Source organism: Peribacillus sp. P4_B1 (genome assembly GCF_056402395.1).
This window is the reverse complement of sequence record NZ_JBFUHM010000032.1, coordinates 37,734-57,805: the sequence shown is the minus strand read 5'-3', so window position 1 is coordinate 57,805 and position 20,072 is coordinate 37,734. Positions and strand designations below refer to the sequence as shown.

Genomic DNA, 20,072 nt, shown 5'->3' with positions numbered 1-20,072 from the left:
CATATAAGGAATTTGATGGAAGCATGCATTTCAGTGCCAAAGATTTACGGAAAAACCCCCTTGGGATAAAGAATCGCTTAAGCGAGGATATTTATAAGCATCCCGCATTGGTTCCTGCCATGCCTTGGATTGATGATCATGCCCCAAAGGCACCAAAGGTGAGCAAGGCAACACAAGCTGGAGATGGAATACAATTTGAAATTCACGATCACAAGCAATCAGATGCATCCTATTATGCCATTTATCGTTTTGATGGGAAGAAAAAAGGAAATATAGATGACTCAACGAACTTACTTGCCACAGTGCATAAAGAAAATAAACGTCAATTGTTTAATGACCCCAGTGTAGAAAAAGGAAAGACTTACACATATGTTGTGACTGCCTTAGACCGAACCCACAATGAAAGTAAACAAACTAAACAGATTAATATAAACGTAAAATAATCTTCAATAAATAGCTTTACGGTTCAAGTGGCGCATGTCAGTGAACAATGGACGTAAGATATATATTAAACAATATGTTAGAAATGGTCTTATCTTAGTATCATATACTGTTCATGCTAAATCAGGATTATAAAAGAATCGAAGTAGGTGGAATGATGATGTACATAGTTGGATTAATGTCCGGAACATCATTGGATGGAATTGATGCCGCACTTGTTCGGGTGGATAATAGTGGACTCGAGACTGAACTGGAAGTGATTGAGTTCATGACATGCCCTTTTCCAAAAGATATTGAAAAAGAAATTATGCAGTCTTTATCTGCGGACACATCCAATGTGCAGTTAATATGCAGTTTGAATTTTAAATTAGGAAAATTATTTGCCAATGCGGTGAAGGAAGTTTGTCATAAAGCTAGATTTCCAATTGATAAACTGGATCTTATAGGATCCCATGGCCAAACGATTTACCACCAGCCTTTAAAAGAACAAAATTATATACCCTCCACTTTGCAAATTGGGGAAGCCGCAGTAATTGCTCACGATACAAACACACTTGTAATCTCTAATTTTCGTACGATGGACATGGCAGCTGGTGGACAAGGAGCTCCTCTTGTTCCTTTTACCGAATACATTCTATATAGAAGTGAAGGGAAGGGAAGATTATTTCAAAACATAGGGGGCATTGGAAATGTAACCGTCTTACCGAAGCAAGCTTCGCTTAATGACATGTATGCTTTTGATACAGGGCCTGGGAATATGATCATTGATGAAGTATGCCGCCAATTGTTCAATATAAACTATGATGAAGCTGGTAACATAGCTAAACAAGGAAAAATTAATGACGAACTTTTATCTTATTGTATCAGTCATCCTTATATTATGACCCCTCCGCCAAAATCAACTGGCAGGGAATTGTTTGGCAAGCAATATGTAGTAAAACTATTAAAGATGTTTGAATCACTTCCTAGTCAAGATATTTTAGCAACTGTAACGATGTTTACAGCAAAGTCCATTGTGGAGAACTATCGAAATTTCATCTTTCCAAAGACCAATATTGAAGAAGTGATTATTGGCGGCGGTGGCAGCTACAACAAAACGTTATTAAATATGATTCAATCACTGCTTGGAAATTCCATACAAGTCTTGACTCAAGAAGATTTGGGATACTCTTCCGAAGCGAAAGAAGCGGTGGCCTTTGCATTGCTTGCAAATGAGACCTTCCATGGTAATACAAGTAACGTTCCCAAGGCTACCGGAGCTGACTCCAATGTCATCCTTGGAAACATGACCTTCCCTCCTTTACATCGGATTAGCAAATAAACATAAGATAAATTAGGTTTAATAAAAGCCTCCCTTCCCCCTTGGATTTCTTAGGGGGTTTTTTCATTTGATCCGTCATAAATTCACTATTATGGCAATCACCCAGTATGATAGCGATGCCCCCCGTACATAACGTTAAATGGACCACCCACTTGGTTTATTTATTCTAAAGCAGCTATTTGAAAAAAATAACGTCACGATTGGATTTTCCATTGAAGGTATGTATGCTTTTTAACCATTGGAAAAGAGCAGAAGGCACATCAATATTTGATGTGCCTTCTGCTCTTTTTGAATACCTGAAAATCATGGTGGACTATTCCATTCTATTTATTTACTTGCCTAGCAGCATGGAGACATACTTCACTTCTAAATATTCATCCATGCCGTAGTGTCCCCCTTCCCTGCCTATACCACTTTCCTTCATGCCTCCAAATGGTGCTTGGGCAGTGGATGGGGCACTGTCATTAATACCGACGATTCCATATTCAAGACTATCCGAATAGGCAACTGCCTTATTTAATGACTCTGTATACACATAAGCTGCCAGGCCAAAATTCGTGTTATTGGCCCGATCGATCGCCTCTTGATCGGTTTTGAATGTACTGACCGGTGCAATTGGCCCAAACGTTTCTTCCTGCATGCACAGCATATCATCCGTTACATTGGAAAGTATGGCTGGTGCGATAAAATAGCCTTGTTTTTCATCGACTTTTGAAGTTTTATGGATGATGGCCCCTTTACTTGCAGCATCCTCTAATTGATGTTGGACTTTTTCAACTGCGGCTCCATCTATCAATGGACCAAGGTCGGTCCCTTCCATACCATTTCCAACCTTCAAAGTTAAAACGGCTTCTTTAAAAGCTTGTAAAAACGGCTGTTCAATTGTCTCATGGACGAATATTCGGTTCGCACAAATACATGTTTGTCCCGCATTCCTGAATTTCGATTGAATCAAACCGTTTACTGCTTCTTCGATATTCGCATCTTCAGCAATGATGAACGGAGCCAATCCACCGAGTTCAAGCGAGACTTTCTTTACTGTTTCTGCCGCCTTTTTCATTAAATGTTTCCCTACAGGAGTGGAGCCAGTAAATGTGATCTTTTTAACACGTGAATCATTCATCCAGACGTCTGACACATCTCCCGGTTTTTGTGTTGTCACAATATTTATCACACCGGCCGGAATGCCTGCTTCCTGGGCACTTTCAACTAATAGCAAAGCGGTCAAAGGCGTTTGTTCCGCTGGTTTGATGACCACTGTACACCCTGCAGCAAGGGCTGGCGCCACTTTCCTCGTGATCATGGCAGCAGGAAAGTTCCACGGGGTAATGGCAGCGACGACACCGACTGCCTGCTTTTGCACTAAAATACGTTTTGAAGCAACAGAGGCTGGAATGATCTCCCCATAGTTACGCTTTGCCTCTTCAGCAAACCATTTCACGAAACTTGAAGCATATTTCATTTCACCTTTTGCTTCGGCCAATGGCTTTCCTTGTTCCAGTGTCATGATCGTTGCGATTTCATCCAGCCTGTTCTCAATGATCGTGTACCACTTCTCAAGTAATTCCGCCCTATGGTAAGCACTGGTTTTCGACCAAGTCAGAAAAGCAGCTTGAGCTGCATCCACAGCAGCCCTTGCCTCTTTTTCGTTAGCGTCCGGAACATAACCCACAGGCTCCAATGTTGCTGGATTTTCCACTACAAAATGACGCTCTGTATGAACAGGTTCTCCATTTATATAAATTGGCCATTTTTCCACTACTTTTTTCATCCTGCTTTAATCTCCTCTTCTTCTACATGATCTGTAAAAGTCTTATCATTCTCGCCTTTGAAAAAGTCCTTGCCATATAGAAGGACACATAATAGAATTCCCGCTGCAAACGCCATTCCAGCACCTTTTATAACAAGGATGGCAGCGACGACCCCTGCAATTCCCAGGTCGCGTTGGCTCTTGGCCTGCATCACACCGACCCGTACGCTAACATACCCTTGAACCAAAAGCGTTAGGGCCAAGGCCACACCGAGAATCGGTTCAACCAAGCTGACTACCGGCAATAAGAATAACCCTGTATTCGTACCCCAACGGAACGAGCCAGCACCGCCGAAGAAAGAATTCATCGCTTTCTTGCCATTTTTGAACCGTTCCACAACCACGACCTGCATGGCTGCCCACAACGGACCGCACATTGTTATATCAGGTCCGATAAAACTCATGATCACATTTCGGCCGCCAAAAATTAAATGAGCTCTGTTTGGATTATAGTCCACTTTTTCATCCTCCCTGACCTCATCGGATTCAGAAAGCAACGCTTTTGTTTTCAGCACATCCCCGAATACAACTAAATAAGTGGCAAAAACAGCTGGAATCGCACTTAAAAAGAAGGTCAAGGCAGGGAAACCTAAACCGAACACAGTATAGTCCGACCAAAGCGTAGCAAAGTCCGGACTGCTGAAACCCCATTGAATATCAGGCCATTTTGCTTCACCAAAAATAGGGGCTACAAAAACAGCAAGCAAGATTGCTGGCAATATCCCTAAATTGCCTATGAATACCCAAATTTTATTTCGCATTTTTAATTTCCCGAAATTTTTTGAAAATAGTAAGTAAAAGGCAAATCCGATGCAAATGCTTATTGTATAAGGAAATAAATCGAACTTTCCACCCACTTCGAAAATGGATACGACAGCACCAATTCCTGCCCCTAAAATGATGCCCGATTTAATTGCATTCGGCACTAATCGTACGACCTTACTCGCAAGTCCGGTCATTCCAAGCACTATTGATAAAATACCTAATGTTAATTGAAATGCAACGAGTGCATAGACTCGATCAGGTCCTTCCGGAAATTGCCCGACGAACAATACAAGCAGTGGAACTGCAGGTGTAATCCAACCTGGTATTACTGGGTCCCCGAGTAAATGATGTGCTAAATACAATAACCCATTCAAGACAACGACGGCTAGGGCTACATCAAAAGGCATCCCCAGATGGTCTGCAAGCAGCGTTATCGCTCCAAGGTCAACTGCACACATCAATAACCCTTGAACATAGTCAGGCCACTCAAAACGATAATGGACAAATGGAAGTCTAATCTTAAAAGGTCCCGCAGGTATATACGATGTTTCATCTCCGTAGCGACGGTTTTTCCATTTCATATTGTTTCCTCCACTTAAAAGCCATAGGCTGAACGGTAAATTTTTTCGATATCCCGAACGTTTAATGCACGGGGATTATTGCGAAGTAAACGGACTTGTTTGATGGCCTCAGCAGCCATTTCACTTAAAGCCGATTCAGGAATGTCAAATTCTCTTAGTGACTCAGGTATACCTACGTAACGGCATATTCTGGTCATCGCTTCTATAGCTTTATCCGCTGCCTCATCGTCATTTAAATGATTGACTTTCTCTCCAAGTGCTTCAGCAATGTCTCGGAACCTTTCCAAACATGCAATTTTATTCCACTTCATGACAAATGGCAGTAATAATGAATTGCTGACTCCATGCGATAGATGGAAGCGGCCTCCAAGAGGATAAGCTAAGGCATGGACAGCTCCAACACCTGCATTTCCAAAAGCTAACCCTGCCATTAGGCTTCCCGTGATCATGGCTTCACGTGCATCCAGATTATCTGGTGCAGCATAAGCCTTTGGTAAATTTTTTGCGATTAACTTCATGGCACCAATTGCCAAAGCATCTGTAACGGGCGAAGCAAATTTGGAAATATAAGCCTCCACCGCATGGACAAGTGCATCCACTCCGCTCGCAGCCGTCACACTTGGCGGGCAAGTCAGCGTCATGACAGGCGATACGATCGCTACATCCGGTAAAAGATATGAACTAACAATTCCCTTCTTCACCTGTTCTTTTTTGTCCGATAAAATCGAAATATTCGTCACTTCAGACCCGGTTCCGGCCGTCGTCGGTATGGCTATTAAAGGCAGACCCGGAACTTCAATCAAATTCGTACCGAAATATGTCTCGATGCTACCCGAATTTGTAGCCATGACGGAAGAGGCTTTCGCAATATCCATCGCACTACCCCCGCCTACCGCAATCAGTCCATCATGATTTCCCTCCCTGATAGACCGTACACATAGCTCAACGATTTCAATTTCCGGTTCAGGATTCACATCCGAGAAAATACCGTATGCTGATGAAAGTAGATCCTCAACCTTTTGCACTACCCCGGCATCCAGTAAAATTTTATCTGTAACTATCAACGGATTCTTCATCCCTAATCGCTTGACCTCATCAGTCAGCTGCTGTAAAGAATCTGATCCTGTCACCAATTTGTTAGCCATTGAAAAAATAGAAATATTCATGGTCATCTCCCCTTTCATGTATTTACTAATGCAGGAATCATGCCAAAGTGAAAACGCTTAATATAAAAGGGGGGGTAGCCTTTTTTTCGTGGATAACAATAGAAATCAGAGTAGAAATCAAATCAAAAAAACTAATTCGATTCGTTTTCTAATCGAATGTGAAATTTTTTCATTTTTTGCACTAAAGCGCTTTGACTGATATCCAATGAGATGGCCGCAGCCCTTGTAGTCCCATATTTTTTCATCGCATTCAGGATCAGGGATCGCTCCAGCTCGGAAACGGCATCCTTCAATGAATGTTTTGTAGGTTTTTTTGATATGACCGGCTGGATGAAAGATGGTAAATTAGGCAAATCAATCGTATCGTCATAAGTCGTGACGACCAGTCGCTCTGCAAGGCTCGCGAGCTCACGTATATTACCAGGCCACGAATAGTTCGTCAGCCATTCATAGCATTCCGGTGTCATCTTTTTCTTTTCATTATATTTTTCATTGAATTTTTTCAAATACATTTCCAAAAGTGGGATCGTTTCTTCCTTTCGCTGGCGTAAGGGCGGGACTTCAAATGATACGATATTAAGCCGGTAATATAGATCTTCGCGGAAAGATCCTTCTTGAACGAGCGAGGCAAGATCCCGATGGGTGGCTGTAATTAACCTGACATCCACCTCTTTCATTTCGGTAGAACCTACTCTCATGAACTTGTTTTCTTCTACCACTTTCAAAAGTTTCACCTGTAACTCTAAAGGTAAATCCCCAATTTCGTCCAAAAATAACGTGCCACCATTCACTTTCTCGAAAATCCCCATTTTCCCATTCTTAAGGGATCCGGTAAATGCCCCTGGTTCATATCCAAAAAGTTCAGATTCCACCAAGCTCGCAGGGATCGCCCCGCAATTTAATTCAAGGAAAATCTTTTCCTTCCTGGAGCTTTTGGCATGTATGTACTTGGCGATTAAACTCTTCCCTACTCCCGTTTCCCCCTGTAACAAGATCTTCGCATCCGTTTTAGCTACTTTATCTGCCAGTTTAAATAAGGGAGTTGTTGAAGGCCCAATGATTATTTCTTGTAAATTGACCTGTTCCGAGCCAGGCAATAATTGAGAAATAGGTTGGAAAGATAGCTTTTGACTGTCAATCGTGTGCTTCATCCGGATTAATTCAGTTATATCCCTTACACTATTTATGACAAATATGACTTCGTTCTGTGGCGATAGAATAGGTGTGGCCGAAACGATAATCTTTCTTCCATTTCGGATTCTTTGCGTCAAAGTAACTTGATTCTTCGTCAGGATAGAGTCCAATGAAGCGGATACGGATATCATACCCTGCTCAATTAAATAACTCATCGGTTTTCCGATAATTTCCTCTTCTCTTATTCCGGTAATACGCTGGTAAGCTTGATTGATAAATAATGTCGTTCCAGCACCATCCGTGATATATACGCCATCATACAGGGCATTAAATACAACCCTGCATAAATCACTCTCAAAGAATGCTTGAAATTGTTCATATGGTATGGAGTAATTGCGTAAATTTTGCAGTGGTGCATTCACAGTAATGAAATGGGAAATGGGCTTCGTCAAATCACTCTGTTGCACTGCCGCAGATAACGCCTCTATTGTCAAAAATCCGATGAAAACTTCTGAATCATCCAAAACTTCCACTTCTGTGCTTCCTATGGGAAAACATGATATTGCTTCCTCCACTGTCATATCCGAATAAAACTTAGTCATCAATATCCACTCCTAACTGATCCCTTTATGATACTATGTATAAATGCTAAACCGATAAAACAAATCAATCCATATATGCTATTTCTGATTAAAGCGATAAATATGCACCGGAATGACACTTTAATCATACCAATGGTGTTTTTTATGCTCAAATCCATTTTCCATCGCCAAAGGAAAAATCCCCCTTTTGTTGTACGAAAAAGCCAGTTCCTTTGGATGCTCAACTCTCCATTATTTGATAGAAACCATATCTAAGGAGTTGAAGATGTTAATATGTATTCCGCCCCTCTTTCCACATATGGCTTTTTTACAATTAGTCCGTTGATTTCCGCTCCAGGCGCCCGCTTTCCGCGGGCGGTCCGGGAGCCTCCTCGTCACTTTTGCGCCTGTAGGGTCTCCCTTGGACGCGCTTTTCTAAGCAGGAGTCTCGCACACCCACTCCAATCAACTTTGTTTTAACATTTAGACAAAACTATTTAGACTATAATCTTTTTAAAATAGAAGGATTAAGACCTGAGATGATGAGGATGCTTTTTTAACATATTTCTATTCAGCGAGACCAACTAATGCAAGCGAACCATTTGGTTCGTAATATTTAGGCTGCCATTGATTAACCTAAAGGGGATCGGATTTTTTATTTCCGCACCTTTTTGTTACAAACCAAAAACCTAATCCGTATTTGGATTAGGTTTTTGGTTTGATTAAAGAAAGTAAGTTGCTTCATATCCAATTATGCTTAATTTGGGAACCAGCCTACAGGTTTTACATCGAGATTAATGTTGATTTGTTTAATTTCCTGGTATTCATCCAAGCCGTATTTTCCTAAACTGCGTCCGATCCCGCTCTGTTTGTAACCGCCCCATGGCGCCTCGACATATGTTGGATGATAATCATTTACCCAAGTGATGCCTGCCCGTACTTTCTTGATCACGCGCAATCCTTTTGCGCCATTGTTAGTGAAGACGCCGCCTGCAAGGCCGTAGTCAGTATCATTTGCAAGTTTAATAGCTTCTTCTTCATCTTTAAACTTTTGGATGACAACGACTGGACCGAAGATTTCCTCTTGTACGATGCGCATGTCAGGTGTTACATCGGTGAAGACAGTCGGTGAAATGAAGTATCCTTTGTCAAGGCCTTCATCAACAAGACGGTAACCGCCTGCTGCTAGTGTCGCACCTTCCTGTTTGCCAATTTCAATATAGTTCAAAATGCTATTCATCTGCGCTTCACTGACAATTGCCCCCATGTTGCTGTCTTCTGCAAGGCCAGGTCCTACTTTGATTTTATTTGCGCGTTCCACATACTGTTTTACATATTCATCATAAATACTTTCTTCAACTAGAATGCGGCTACCTGATGAACATACTTGGCCGGCACCGAAGAAGATGCCAAATAATCCGTAATCGACGGCTGTTTCTAAATCTGCATCTGCAAAAACGATGTTAGGTGATTTACCGCCAAGCTCAAGGGAAATTTTCTTTAAGTTGCCCGCGGCCGCTTTCATGATAGAGCGGCCAACATCCGTACTTCCCGTAAATGAAACAATGTCAACGTCCTTGCTTTCTGCAATTGTTTGACCGACAACAGTGCCGCGGCCCATCACCATATTAGCCACACCTTTAGGGATGCCTACTTCCTCTAGGATTTCAAATAATTTCATTGCTGTTACAGGTGTCAATTCAGCCGGTTTATAAACAATGGTGTTACCTGCCGCAAGTGCCGGTGCGATTTTCCAGACACTCATTAAAAGAGGGAAATTCCAAGGTACAATTAAACCGGCTACACCTACTGGCTCACGAACAACCATCGCCTGCACGGGAGCGGGAACTTGGTAAGTTTCACCTTCTGGATGAAGGATTAAGCCAGCGTAGTAACGGAAACACGCCGCGGCATCAGCAATATCGAAACCCGCCTCTGCTTTAAGTTTCCCGTTGTCCATTGTTTCAAGAATCGTTAACTCTTCCGCACGTTCATCAATTTTATCCGCAATTTTATATAGGTAGGAAGCACGCTCCTGTGCTGTTAGGCCTGACCAGATTCCACTTTCGAAAGCTGCTTTCGCAACTGAGATTGCATTTTCTGTATCTTCCTTTGTGGCACGCGGAGCCCTTGCAATGACTTCCTGTGTTGCAGGATTAATTACCTTGATTACTTCATTTGAAGATGCAGACTGCCATTTACCGTTGATGTAATTTTTCAGTTCTAAAACTGCCGTTTCTAAAATTGTCATGTTTTATGCCTCCGGTTTTCATTTTTTTTATTTAACCTATACGGTATCTTTAAAGTTTTAAGACAAGTCTGCCGTCCTTCGCACGTGAGCAGCATGTCAAGATTGACTTGCGTGTTTGACGGTTTTCTTCGCTAAGGAAGTTATCCCGGTGAACCACTTCACCTTCCGCAACATCTACCTCACAACTTCCGCACCCGCCTACTTTACAAGAATAAGGTGCATCAATTCCTTCCCTTAAAAGCGCATCAAGCAGAGATTCACCTTCATGAACGTGAATGGTCCGATCGCTATCTGTAAGGTCGACAATGAAAGGATCTTGAGGCCCATCATTTTTTGTCCCAAATAATTCGAAGTGAATCGCATGTTCCGGATAACCATATGAACTGGCAGCTTTTCGATACTCTTGTACCATCTCGAGAGGTCCGCAAAAGTAAACATGTGTGCCAATGCGATGATCCATCATCGTCTCAGGCATCATTCTGTGTTTGTCTTCTGCCTGCGAAAAATAAAAGGTGCATTGATCAGGATATTTGGCTTTTAACAAATCATAAAAAGCACATAACTCCGGTGTGCGTGCTGCATAATGGAGTTCGAAGGTTTGCCCTTCGGCAGCCATGTCTTCCATCATTGCCAGAAATGGGGTGATGCCGATTCCAGCTGCATAAAAGGCATGATGCTTTGCTCGAAAGCTGAGAGGGAAGTTGTTTTTAGGGAAACTGACTTCCAGCCTGGAATCTAACTGTACATGATCATGCCAGAAAGCGGAGCCCCCGCGTGACGCCCCATCTCGCCGAATGGAAATGGCATATTTTATACGGTCCCTTGGGTTGCTGATAAGGGAGTATTCTCTCTCGAATATCGTATCCCCGGCCGGCATGAATGTGGTCAAATGCGAACCACCTGTAAAAGCAGGCAATGGTTTTCCATCAACTGGTGTCAACTCGAATTGTTTTACGAATGGAGTTTCTTGAATGATCTTGTTTACTTTCATTTGAATATTTCCTACTACCCGCATGACGATCAGCTCCCTACTTCTTCTTTTCCGATTAGGATGAATGGGTAACCAATATAACCTTCCCGTACTATAGAATAAAAAGGTCCTATTTCAAGACTTGCACTGCAATGGTCACATTCTGCAATCTTTGCTTCTTCTTCGACTTCCGACACTTCAAAACATTTCATGCAATATACGTACCGCCGTTTAGGCCCGATAATCACCGTCTGGATCTCAGCTTCAGATAGGCCAGCTTCCACCCCGAGCGAGAAGATCATTACGGCATTGTTCCATGCAGCCGCAATATAAAATTGGGTGCCCATCTTTTGTGCCAAGATGAATCTCTTAATCTCCTCTTTATCTTCCATTCCATTAATGGAAAGACATTCAACAGGCACTGTTCCTGCGATTTCAGAAGTGAAACGTTTCGCCTTTTCATATCCAGCTTGATCAGAAATGATGACAAACTTTCTTCGTTCATTCCGAGGAGTAAATTGATTTACGATCGTAATGGATTTATCAAACAATACTGGACTATTGTACATGCCCTATCCTCCTACTTTTTGTTTAGATTCGCTTTTTGTTTTTCATCAATACGCTTCAAATATTCGACCGATTGCGGAAGAAAAGGGGCAATTCCTTTATATTCAGCCATAGGTTCCGGAATATCCTGCAGTACGCTATATGTCAGATCAAACCACTCCTGGCGCAATGTCAAATCCTCCAGTGGCAGGAACTGTGTATTCAATACGAAAAGAATGGCGTTGCTTCGCGGCATGTTATAAAATTTTTGTTCTTCAACACGCAAACGTACTAGTTTACCTGCATTTTCCGGTGTTATCTCAGAACGTTGCGGTCCCCAGACATCCATCGTTTCATAGTTGACATCCCAACGGTCCGCCATCAGGTTCCAGTTGATGCGCGTCCATGGCTTTCCAGGCTCAATGGATAATAAAAACTTACGAACGCGATCTGCCAGTTCATCGCCTTTCCGCGATACAAATGGAACGGGTGCATGGATCTCATCAAAGGACATGCCTTTATTCCAGTTAGCTGAGAAGAGTGCGGCGTATGAAACTTGCCCCACTTCCAAATAGAAATTACTATCGCGATGAACCATTAAAACAAAATCATTGTGGAAATGGCGGCCTATATAATCCAGCGGCTCATTTGGAAGCGTGGTGGCATCGCCATAAACGAAAGAATCGGATTCCCCGAAAATGTGGTTCTTGAAAGTCCAGTTGTCTCCATCTTTAATGACCTCGAAATGCTCCGGATAGCGATCAGCTGCCATGTCGATGAGCATCTCCAACACTTCCCATTGCATTTCCATTGTGTGTGAAAAAGATTGAAACCTTATATGCGGCTGTTCTTGAAGGAGACGGCGCTTCGTTTCCACTTGGAGTCTGTATTCTGGTGTAACTTCAATACAGTTAATGTTTGAGAGTCTTTTCAAATCGTTTGAATAACGATAGTTACCTGAAGTGAATGGAAATGGGAATGTATCTAAATCAGTTGTTTTGAAATCTAAACTTTGTGTAAACATTGAACAATCTCCTCTCGTTCCCTAGTTTTTTTAAAGTGAGTTTTTATCTATTTAGCTTCCTTTAATTCAACAGATGGACGCTCCATGTCAACTTCAAAACGGAAAATGTATTTAGATGAAACATAGTAGGTGACTAAAGCGACAAAGTATGTTGGAATTCCGGCAGCTGTATGAAGGAAAAAGTCACTTGCTTCAAAAGTCAATGGATTATAGAGTGCCCAGTAAACGATCGTTCCAATGACCACCGTGAGAACGGCCGACGGGTTAATGCCTTTCCAATAAGTATAAGAGCCTTGTGTGTCATACAAATCCCTTATAGAAATGCGTTGGCGCTTTACAAAAAAGTAATCTGCAACGGCAATGCCGCCAAGAATAGCCATAATAAAGGAAATGACAGCAATGAATGAACCAAATGCATCGTAGAACGTCGAGCTTAGAAGTAAGAATATAGCCGGTACGGTTGTTCCCATCGCAACCATCCATGACTTTTTCGGGAATACAGTTTTAAAGCTGACAGCTTGTGAGTACATAAGGAAAATGGCTGCACCAACATTCCCAACCGAAAGTAAAATCAAGCCAATGAATCCGCCCCAACTTCCTGCGATGGAAAACATCCAGTCAGAAGGATTAAGTGAACCAGCGACTAATGCAGCAAGGGCCCCAACTAAAGCAGCGATACATACGATGATTCCATAGCTGTAGAATCCTGCTTTAAATGCTCCTCCTTCTGTTTTAGATAAACGGCTGTATTGCCCAAGGTATGGAAGCCATGAGAAGCCGAGACCGATATTTAATTCCAGGGCTGTCGCGAATGAACGAGAATTCGATTCAAATGGCTCGGAAGGAAGTATATGAGCAACGTTAGTGAAACCCTGGCCAAACAATACTATTGCAAGAAGGCCAAACATGAGAACCATAAATACCGGAACGGCTACTGCGGTATATTTTTGAATCGCTATCGGTCCCCTCACCGTTACAAGGAATGCACAGATGAAGAGTAAAATCGAGAAAAACGGCGCTCCAGTTGCTTGGCTTGAGAAAATGGCGGGCATCCCCATCCAATTAGCAGCCTCTGCTAACGCCTGGCCGGACATGAAAAGCGCAATGGAAATGTAGCCGAGAGTCAGAATAAGAAAAACAAAGAAAAAGATATTGGATCCTAGATACCCCAGTGAACTTCGAAACCCTACAAAAGTATCTATGCCATACCGCGCAAAATAAAGGGTAATGGGAACAATCAACAGCATAGGGAAGGCGTTACCGAATAAAATCGCTGCAAGTGACTGCTTCGCATCAAGCATTGTACCTGTGTATCCACCAGTTAACAGCCCAAAAGATGAGAGGCCAATAACAACCTGTACTAAAATTAAATCCCGAAGGTTAAAAATCCGATCACTTTTACTTGCCGGTAAAAAGCCAAAGGCCACATCCTTTGAAATGGAGGAATTCTCTTTACTCACTCGCTTCTCTCCCAACTATAAAATAATGATTGTATCGCTTGGAAACTAGACTGTATTTGTTTTGGGTGAGCTAAACAAAAAACTACTTTAGAAAAGTGTATAGACCAAGTAAGAGATGATTAAAATCATGAGAAAAATAGAACCTGTCGCATCCTTCCATTTCATTTTGTCAATTTTCACGTCATCTTCCTGTTCATACGCATTGATCCGCTCATTCAAATCTGAATATAGACTTTTAATAAAGGGATCTTCTGAATTGATATTCTGCTGAAACTGATTCTCTTTATTCAAAATAGCTTCTCCCTCCTTTGCATTAGTCCCTTCTCTTTACTTTATTGCAATAACCATGCCAACCAGAAACACTTTGCTAACAGGGGTTCCCAATAGGAAGAATATTCATTCTTGAAACTATTGAACAATTGTGAAATTTCTGTAATATAAAAACTAGGAAGTTAAATGAAAGGCAGGTAGACATAATGGATCACTTCACCTCTGCACTCTTGTCTATTTACGATCAGCTTATTGTGACAGATAAAAATGGCACAATACTGAAATCAACCGGAACAGGGAATTCCTTATTTCATACAGTCAAATCCGCTAATGTCGGCGGTTCCATCAAGGATGTTGAACAAGATTTATTTTCTACAAGCTTGGCAGAAGAGGTAATGGGCAAAAATGAAAAAAGATCTTTCATGCAGTCCTCATGGCAGGGTCCGGAGATGCTGATGACGGCATACCCGATTGAATCTGGCGGATGGGTCTGGGCCTACAAAGAAATTAAAGACTCTTATCCAGATGCATCAAGGACTCAATCGGGACCCTTCTTGGAATCGAAGAAGCCATCTTTTCCATTTGTGATCCGCAGTAAACCCATGCTTGATGTTCTGCATAAAATGCAAATGGTTTGTGATGTCAGCGCAACTGTACTTTTATTGGGGGAATCTGGTGTAGGAAAGGAAATAGCTGCCAGGGCCATACATAATATGGGTAACAGAAGGGACTTTCCATTTATACCTGTCAATTGCGGGGCCATCCCGGAAAACTTGATTGAAAGCGAACTGTTTGGCTACGTAGAGGGGGCTTTTACCAGCGCCAGGAAAGACGGAGCCAAAGGAAAATTCACACTGGCCCATAAGGGTATCTTATTCTTGGATGAAGTGGGCGAGTTACCTCTTAACGTACAGGTAAAACTGCTTCGCGTCCTTCAGGAACGCGTTGTTACACCAATTGGAAGTACGACCTCACACCCTGTTGATATTCAAGTGATTGCCGCAACAAATAAATCGCTCGAAAAAATGGTGAAAAAAGGTGAATTTCGAGAAGACTTATATTATCGTCTTCATGTCGTACCTATCCACCTTCCGCCGCTTAGGAATCGTGTAGATGAAATACCTCATCTAGTTCAATTTTTTTTACAAAAGTACAATACACTGTACAAACGAAAGGTAGCTTTCGCCCCGGATGCAATCGACTTACTATGTATCTATCAATGGCCCGGTAACGTGCGCGAACTTGAAAATACAGTTGAGAGGCTTGTGGTTACAAGCGGAATGCCGGAAGTGGATGTTGATTTGGTTAAAGAGGTCCTTCCTTTTAAAGGGCCCAAGCCCACTTCAATACCTGTTATCGATTTTCTGATGCCCTTGCAAGAAGCAGTCGACCTTGTGGAGGAACAATTGATCAACATGGCAATGGAACAATACAAATCATTAAAACTAGCGGCAAAGGTATTGGAAGTCAGTCAGCCGACGATGAGCAGGAAATATAAAAAATTACGTAATAAAATTGAAGAAGCAAGCTTTTCACCAGTGAATAAACGGGCCATTTTAGAAGAACAAATAAATCAACGGCTTCGTTCCGTTGCCGCTGTAACCGCAGCTATCATTCCAGCTGAAGAGGTTATCAGTCTACAAAAAAATATGAACCGGCAAACTTCCTATTCCCAGAAATTAAAACAAAAACTTACCATGATTCAAGAAAAGGAAGGCGTAATTGAATGGGTCTTTATATTTATCATGACGGAGGATGGACGTCTGATTCACCTCGTTGCAGACAAAGGCTTTGTCATTGAACCGGGGGAAGAATATATTGGTCCCCCGGAGATGGTTAATGTCGCTTACCAGGCTTTTAATGGTAAAGCGGGTGTTACTCCCATATACGAAGACAGATACGGTGAGTGGAAAACAAGCTTTGCGCCAATTATTGATGATGACGGCAATATCGTTGCTATTGTTGGATGCGATTACAGTAAAGCCTATTTCAATTCGGAAATGCAACGTCTCCGCAAGCAGCTTAATATACATGTTTGATTTCAGGGTGCAGCCATACATTATCAAACCGGTTGGAGACTAGGGTAAAAAAAAAAGAAAAGCTGATGTCATGAGCCGTCTTGAACAGGCTTTTGCAGTCAGCTTTTTCATACATGAATGTCATAAAGGATCTAAAATGGCATTAACGCCAGCCAATTTCTAGACCCAACTGATTTTTCGATATTGACCACGCTTATGTAGGGAATATTAAATCCTGTTATTTCCAGGTAAGTCGTTAACACAGTACTTCAACGTTAAATCCTCCAGGCGCTTCTACATAGAAAGTATATCCGTGTAAGTGTTTTGGAGGTTTTACCATGAATCCATCATCTTTCAATCGCTGATTGATCCTGTTAACTTGTTCTTCATTTTCTTGTATGAATCCAACATGAAAGGTCTTGGGGTATTGTACATCGCTTCCTTTCATTAGTGTCAATATGGATCCATCATCATCTCTCATTGCAGCAAACCCATCTCCACGACTTCCTGCACATGTCAATCCAAAGTACCTTTCTAAAAACTCCCTTGATGCTGCAACATCATTAACTGTTAAATTTATGTGATTGATCTTCATTCTTTCCCCCCTATTTTATTATATTCTTTTCCGTCACGCAGTAAAAAAAGTTAATTTTCCACATGCTTCACTGCCCTTAGCAGCTTAAGAAAAAGCGATCCTGCTTAAGTAAGAATCGCATTTCTGATATGACTGAAGCTGTTAAATAGCACCTTTACTTGTTACCCTATCTGCTGAAGCCTTTCAAGAAGGTCGACGAGGCGGTAAAATTGTGAGGCACATCCTTGGACTACACCCAATCCCATCAATTGCTGAAGTCCCTCGACTGAAGCGAATCAAGAACTTATGATAAGTTTTGTATAACTCCCGTTTTCAACAAACGTCATCGTTACCAGTGCAACAGGCATACCACCGGCTGAGTTGCCTTCTTCACCTGCAAATATGTCCGTGTAGACAATCTTCTCCGGTACGATTATTTCTTGATAAAAAGCTTTCCCCCAAGATTCTTGGCCATAAAATTCACCTTGTTTTTCATCTGTGCATCACATGCAATAATGCCATACGTCGTCAGGCTTAAAATTAAACTCCCGATTTTCCGTTTGCCACCCACTCGGTCCCCACCAGCTAGCCAATCGTTCAGAATTCGAAAACGCTTTAAAAACACGGTCCCGCGGCCCGTCAAATATACGTTCCATGACGAGATCCCGCCCCTCTAAGCTCGTTGTGATGTTGTTAGTCACTTTGTTATCTGGCATTCCTCCTTCTGCTTTTTTATTAAGATATTCCTTCTACTTCGTCACAATGTAAGTATTTTCCTTCCGATTCAGTAATAATCATCCAAGTGACCGCAACTAAAAGATAAAAAGGTCAACCAGTAAAATAAACTGGCTAACCTTTTAATACGAACGGGCAATCTTATAGAACTTTATTACAATATTTTTTCATTTTCAAAGTTAGTGTTTGACTCTACTTTCTTAGCCAATTTAAATTTATAGAATAATATACAGGCTACCAAAAATCCTATTCCATAAATCAGTCCAACTCGTTGAGTAGGATCAAAGGCAAGGAATACTAGAATCAGCAAGCAAAAGCCTAGACAAAATAATGGGACAAATGGATAAAAGGGCACTTTGTATTGTAATTCTTCCATTTTCCCACCTGCTTTTATAAATTTCCTTCGAAACATGTATTGCGATAAAGCAATTCCCATCCATGAGATCGTGACGGATATCCCCGCGATTGACATGAGTATCACGAACACAGTATCAGCAGCAATGAAGCTGGTTAATAACGATAGAAGTGAAAAAGATATGGTAAATAGAAGGGCATTCAATGGCACTTTCCTATTGGACAAAATGCCAAATATCTTAGGTGCCATTCCATCATGGGCCATCGACCAAAGCAAGCGTGTAGATGCATAAAGACATGAATTCCCCACAGAAAGAATAGCCGTTAAAATAATGAAATTCATAATGCCTGCTGCATAAGGAACCCCCGCTATCTTCATCAAAGTTACAAAGGGACTTTCCATTAAGCCTAATTCAGTAGAAGGGAATATGGCAGAAAGGATAATAATGGACGCAATGTAAAAAACAATGATTCTAAAAAGTACATTTCGAATGGCTTTAGGTATGTTCTCTTCAGGTTTTTCACTTTCCCCTGCTGCTATTCCTATCAGTTCAGAGCCTTGATAAGAAAAAATTACATTCATCATTGTCACAAAGATAATTGTAATGCCCCCTGCTGGAAAAAGACCAGAAGGAGCTAGATTCTCAAAGAATGGGGTTGGACGATCAGATAAAGAGACAAAACCAAAGATGCCAGCGATGCCAATCACGATAAACAAAATCACTGCAACGATTTTTATTCCGGCAAACCAATATTCCGCCTCTGCAAAACCTCTTGTCGTTAATGCATTCAATGTAAATAAAAGCACAATGAACACAGCACACCAAATCCAGGTGGGACTATGGGGGAACCATTGTTTCATCAATATTCCCGCTGCCGTAAACTCAACTCCTGCAGTTGCGGCTGAACCGACGAAATACATCCATCCTAGCGAAAAACCAGCGGAAGGCCCAATATATTCGGCAGCATATTTTTGGAATGAACCTGTTACCGGCATATGAACGGCTAGCTCGCCAAGGCAGACCATCACCATATACAAAATAAGACCGCCGGCAAGATAACCAAGCAGGGCCCCTCCGGCCCCCGCTTGGTTAATTGTATATCCAGCATTTAAAAAAAGCCCTGTACCAATAACGCCGCCAAGCGAGAGCATAAATAAATGGCGTCTTTTCATTGAGCGTTGCAGCTGATTATTATTTTCCAGTCCATACCCCATAAAATCACGTCCTTATCTTATCTATTAGCCTAGTTCTTCTCCCAAACCACCTTAGAACCTCAATGAGAGACAACTAAGGCCGCCATCTTGTTTTTGAAATTCTGACATTTCCACTTCAATCACTGTGTATCCCAACTCTTCAATTTTTTTCTTTGTTCCTTCAAATCCTTTCGGGACAATAACACAGTCGTTCATTCGGACGCAGTTACCCGAATATCCTTCTTCCTGTTTTACGGTTATTTGATTGAAGCCAGAAAAAGCCTCGTGATTAATGAATTCCCCAGCCACTAATAAATTATTGTCTCCAAGGTAATTGACACCCGTTTTTAAATGAAAGAACTCCTTAAGGGGAATGATGGACGTATCATAACCATACTTACCCATAATATCTTTGAATTGCAGAGCACCTGCTTCATTTGTTCTAGTTGATAGGCCAACATAGAAGTGATCTTCAACTTGCATGACATCTCCGCCATCTAACATACCTGGAGATTGAATATATTCGATTGTGTCATAAAAGTCCTTTAAAACTTCTTTCATTTCATCAATCTCACCATTCCGGCTTTCTGCACCAGGATTGGTTACAAGGGCACATTTTGGCGTCAACACGGCAGTATCTTCTACAAACGTAGAATCAGGGTATCTTTCATCCGTTTCGAGAACGGTCACTTTCACACCGCAGCGTTTTAATGCTTCTACATAAGCCTCGTGCTGTACAAGCGCTTTTTCATAATCCGGGTTTCCTAAATCCGATGTTGTTAAGCCATTTACAAAGCTCTTTCCAATCTTCCTTACAATCGCGTTTTTAAACATATATATTCCTCCTAAATAGGTAGCTTATCTTTTTAAAATGTG

General features: G+C 41.7%; 16 protein-coding genes and 1 pseudogene. 3 read left to right on the top strand and 14 right to left on the bottom strand.

All coding sequences use genetic code 11. The features are described from left to right. Both AC1DVK_RS17785 and anmK read left to right on the top strand, forming a co-directional pair. Positions 1–443 (top strand): cupredoxin domain-containing protein (locus tag AC1DVK_RS17785; protein WP_477627036.1); only part of this gene is annotated, 443 nt, incomplete at its 5' end. 158 nt (positions 444–601) lie between these two features. After that, complete coding sequence (anmK, locus tag AC1DVK_RS17780; protein ID WP_477627035.1) at positions 602–1,762, top strand: anhydro-N-acetylmuramic acid kinase AnmK; 1,161 nt, start codon at positions 602–604, stop codon at positions 1,760–1,762. A 331-nt stretch (positions 1,763–2,093) separates the two neighbouring features. Here the strand turns inward: anmK and AC1DVK_RS17775 are convergent, their stop codons facing one another. The 10 genes from AC1DVK_RS17775 to AC1DVK_RS17730 all read right to left on the bottom strand — a co-directional run bounded on the left by AC1DVK_RS17775 (position 2,094) and on the right by AC1DVK_RS17730 (position 14,341). Beyond that, positions 2,094–3,533 (bottom strand): NAD-dependent succinate-semialdehyde dehydrogenase, encoded by a 1,440-nt coding sequence (locus AC1DVK_RS17775; protein WP_477627034.1) that lies wholly within the window; start codon positions 3,531–3,533, stop codon positions 2,094–2,096. Continuing rightward, positions 3,530–4,918: a hypothetical protein gene (locus AC1DVK_RS17770; RefSeq protein ID WP_477627033.1), complete on the bottom strand. Its 1,389-nt coding sequence runs from the start codon at positions 4,916–4,918 to the stop codon at positions 3,530–3,532. The genes AC1DVK_RS17775 and AC1DVK_RS17770 overlap by 4 nt, the downstream gene beginning before the upstream one ends. A 14-nt stretch (positions 4,919–4,932) precedes the next feature. Then, positions 4,933–6,084 (bottom strand): iron-containing alcohol dehydrogenase, encoded by a 1,152-nt coding sequence (locus tag AC1DVK_RS17765; protein WP_477627032.1) that lies wholly within the window; start codon positions 6,082–6,084, stop codon positions 4,933–4,935. 131 nt (positions 6,085–6,215) lie between these two features. Then, on the bottom strand, positions 6,216–7,820 hold the full coding sequence (locus tag AC1DVK_RS17760) for a sigma-54 interaction domain-containing protein (protein ID WP_477627031.1): 1,605 nt from the start codon (positions 7,818–7,820) through the stop codon (positions 6,216–6,218). Positions 7,821–8,556: 736 nt separating this feature from the next. Continuing rightward, positions 8,557–10,050, bottom strand: coding sequence for an aldehyde dehydrogenase family protein (locus AC1DVK_RS17755; RefSeq protein ID WP_477627030.1), 1,494 nt, complete (start codon positions 10,048–10,050; stop codon positions 8,557–8,559). 49 nt (positions 10,051–10,099) lie between these two features. Continuing rightward, entirely contained in the window at positions 10,100–11,041 is a 942-nt protein-coding gene (locus AC1DVK_RS17750) for a PDR/VanB family oxidoreductase (RefSeq protein ID WP_477627029.1), read from the bottom strand. Between the two features lie 29 nt (positions 11,042–11,070). Next, positions 11,071–11,589, bottom strand: coding sequence for a hypothetical protein (locus AC1DVK_RS17745; RefSeq protein WP_061463761.1), 519 nt, complete (start codon positions 11,587–11,589; stop codon positions 11,071–11,073). An 11-nt stretch (positions 11,590–11,600) separates the two neighbouring features. Further along, positions 11,601–12,590: a heme-dependent oxidative N-demethylase family protein gene (locus AC1DVK_RS17740; protein ID WP_410861727.1), complete on the bottom strand. Its 990-nt coding sequence runs from the start codon at positions 12,588–12,590 to the stop codon at positions 11,601–11,603. 47 nt (positions 12,591–12,637) lie between these two features. Next, entirely contained in the window at positions 12,638–14,050 is a 1,413-nt protein-coding gene (locus AC1DVK_RS17735; RefSeq protein WP_089363470.1) for a purine-cytosine permease family protein, read from the bottom strand. Between the two features lie 87 nt (positions 14,051–14,137). Continuing rightward, positions 14,138–14,341, bottom strand: a complete 204-nt coding sequence (locus AC1DVK_RS17730) for a hypothetical protein (RefSeq protein WP_477627028.1) — start codon at positions 14,339–14,341, stop codon at positions 14,138–14,140. A 209-nt stretch (positions 14,342–14,550) separates the two neighbouring features. On the opposite strand from AC1DVK_RS17730, the gene AC1DVK_RS17725 reads away from it, so the two are divergent. Then, the gene (locus AC1DVK_RS17725; protein ID WP_477627027.1) at positions 14,551–16,359 is read left to right on the top strand and encodes a sigma 54-interacting transcriptional regulator; all 1,809 of its coding nucleotides are present in this window, start codon (positions 14,551–14,553) and stop codon (positions 16,357–16,359) included. Between the two features lie 235 nt (positions 16,360–16,594). On the opposite strand, the gene AC1DVK_RS17720 is transcribed toward AC1DVK_RS17725, so the two are convergent. The 4 genes and pseudogenes from AC1DVK_RS17720 to AC1DVK_RS17705 form a co-directional block, all read right to left on the bottom strand. Further along, positions 16,595–16,933, bottom strand: coding sequence for a VOC family protein (locus tag AC1DVK_RS17720; RefSeq protein ID WP_061463771.1), 339 nt, complete (start codon positions 16,931–16,933; stop codon positions 16,595–16,597). A gap of 275 nt (positions 16,934–17,208) precedes the next feature. Then, positions 17,209–17,568: pseudogene (locus AC1DVK_RS17715) on the bottom strand (SRPBCC family protein). A gap of 233 nt (positions 17,569–17,801) precedes the next feature. Further along, positions 17,802–19,217 (bottom strand): amino acid permease, encoded by a 1,416-nt coding sequence (locus tag AC1DVK_RS17710; RefSeq protein ID WP_477627026.1) that lies wholly within the window; start codon positions 19,215–19,217, stop codon positions 17,802–17,804. 51 nt (positions 19,218–19,268) lie between these two features. Further along, positions 19,269–20,030 carry a dimethylarginine dimethylaminohydrolase family protein gene (locus AC1DVK_RS17705; protein ID WP_477627025.1) on the bottom strand — a complete coding sequence of 254 codons (762 nt, stop codon included), beginning with the start codon at positions 20,028–20,030 and terminating at the stop codon, positions 19,269–19,271. Between the last annotated feature and the right edge of the window lie 42 nt (positions 20,031–20,072).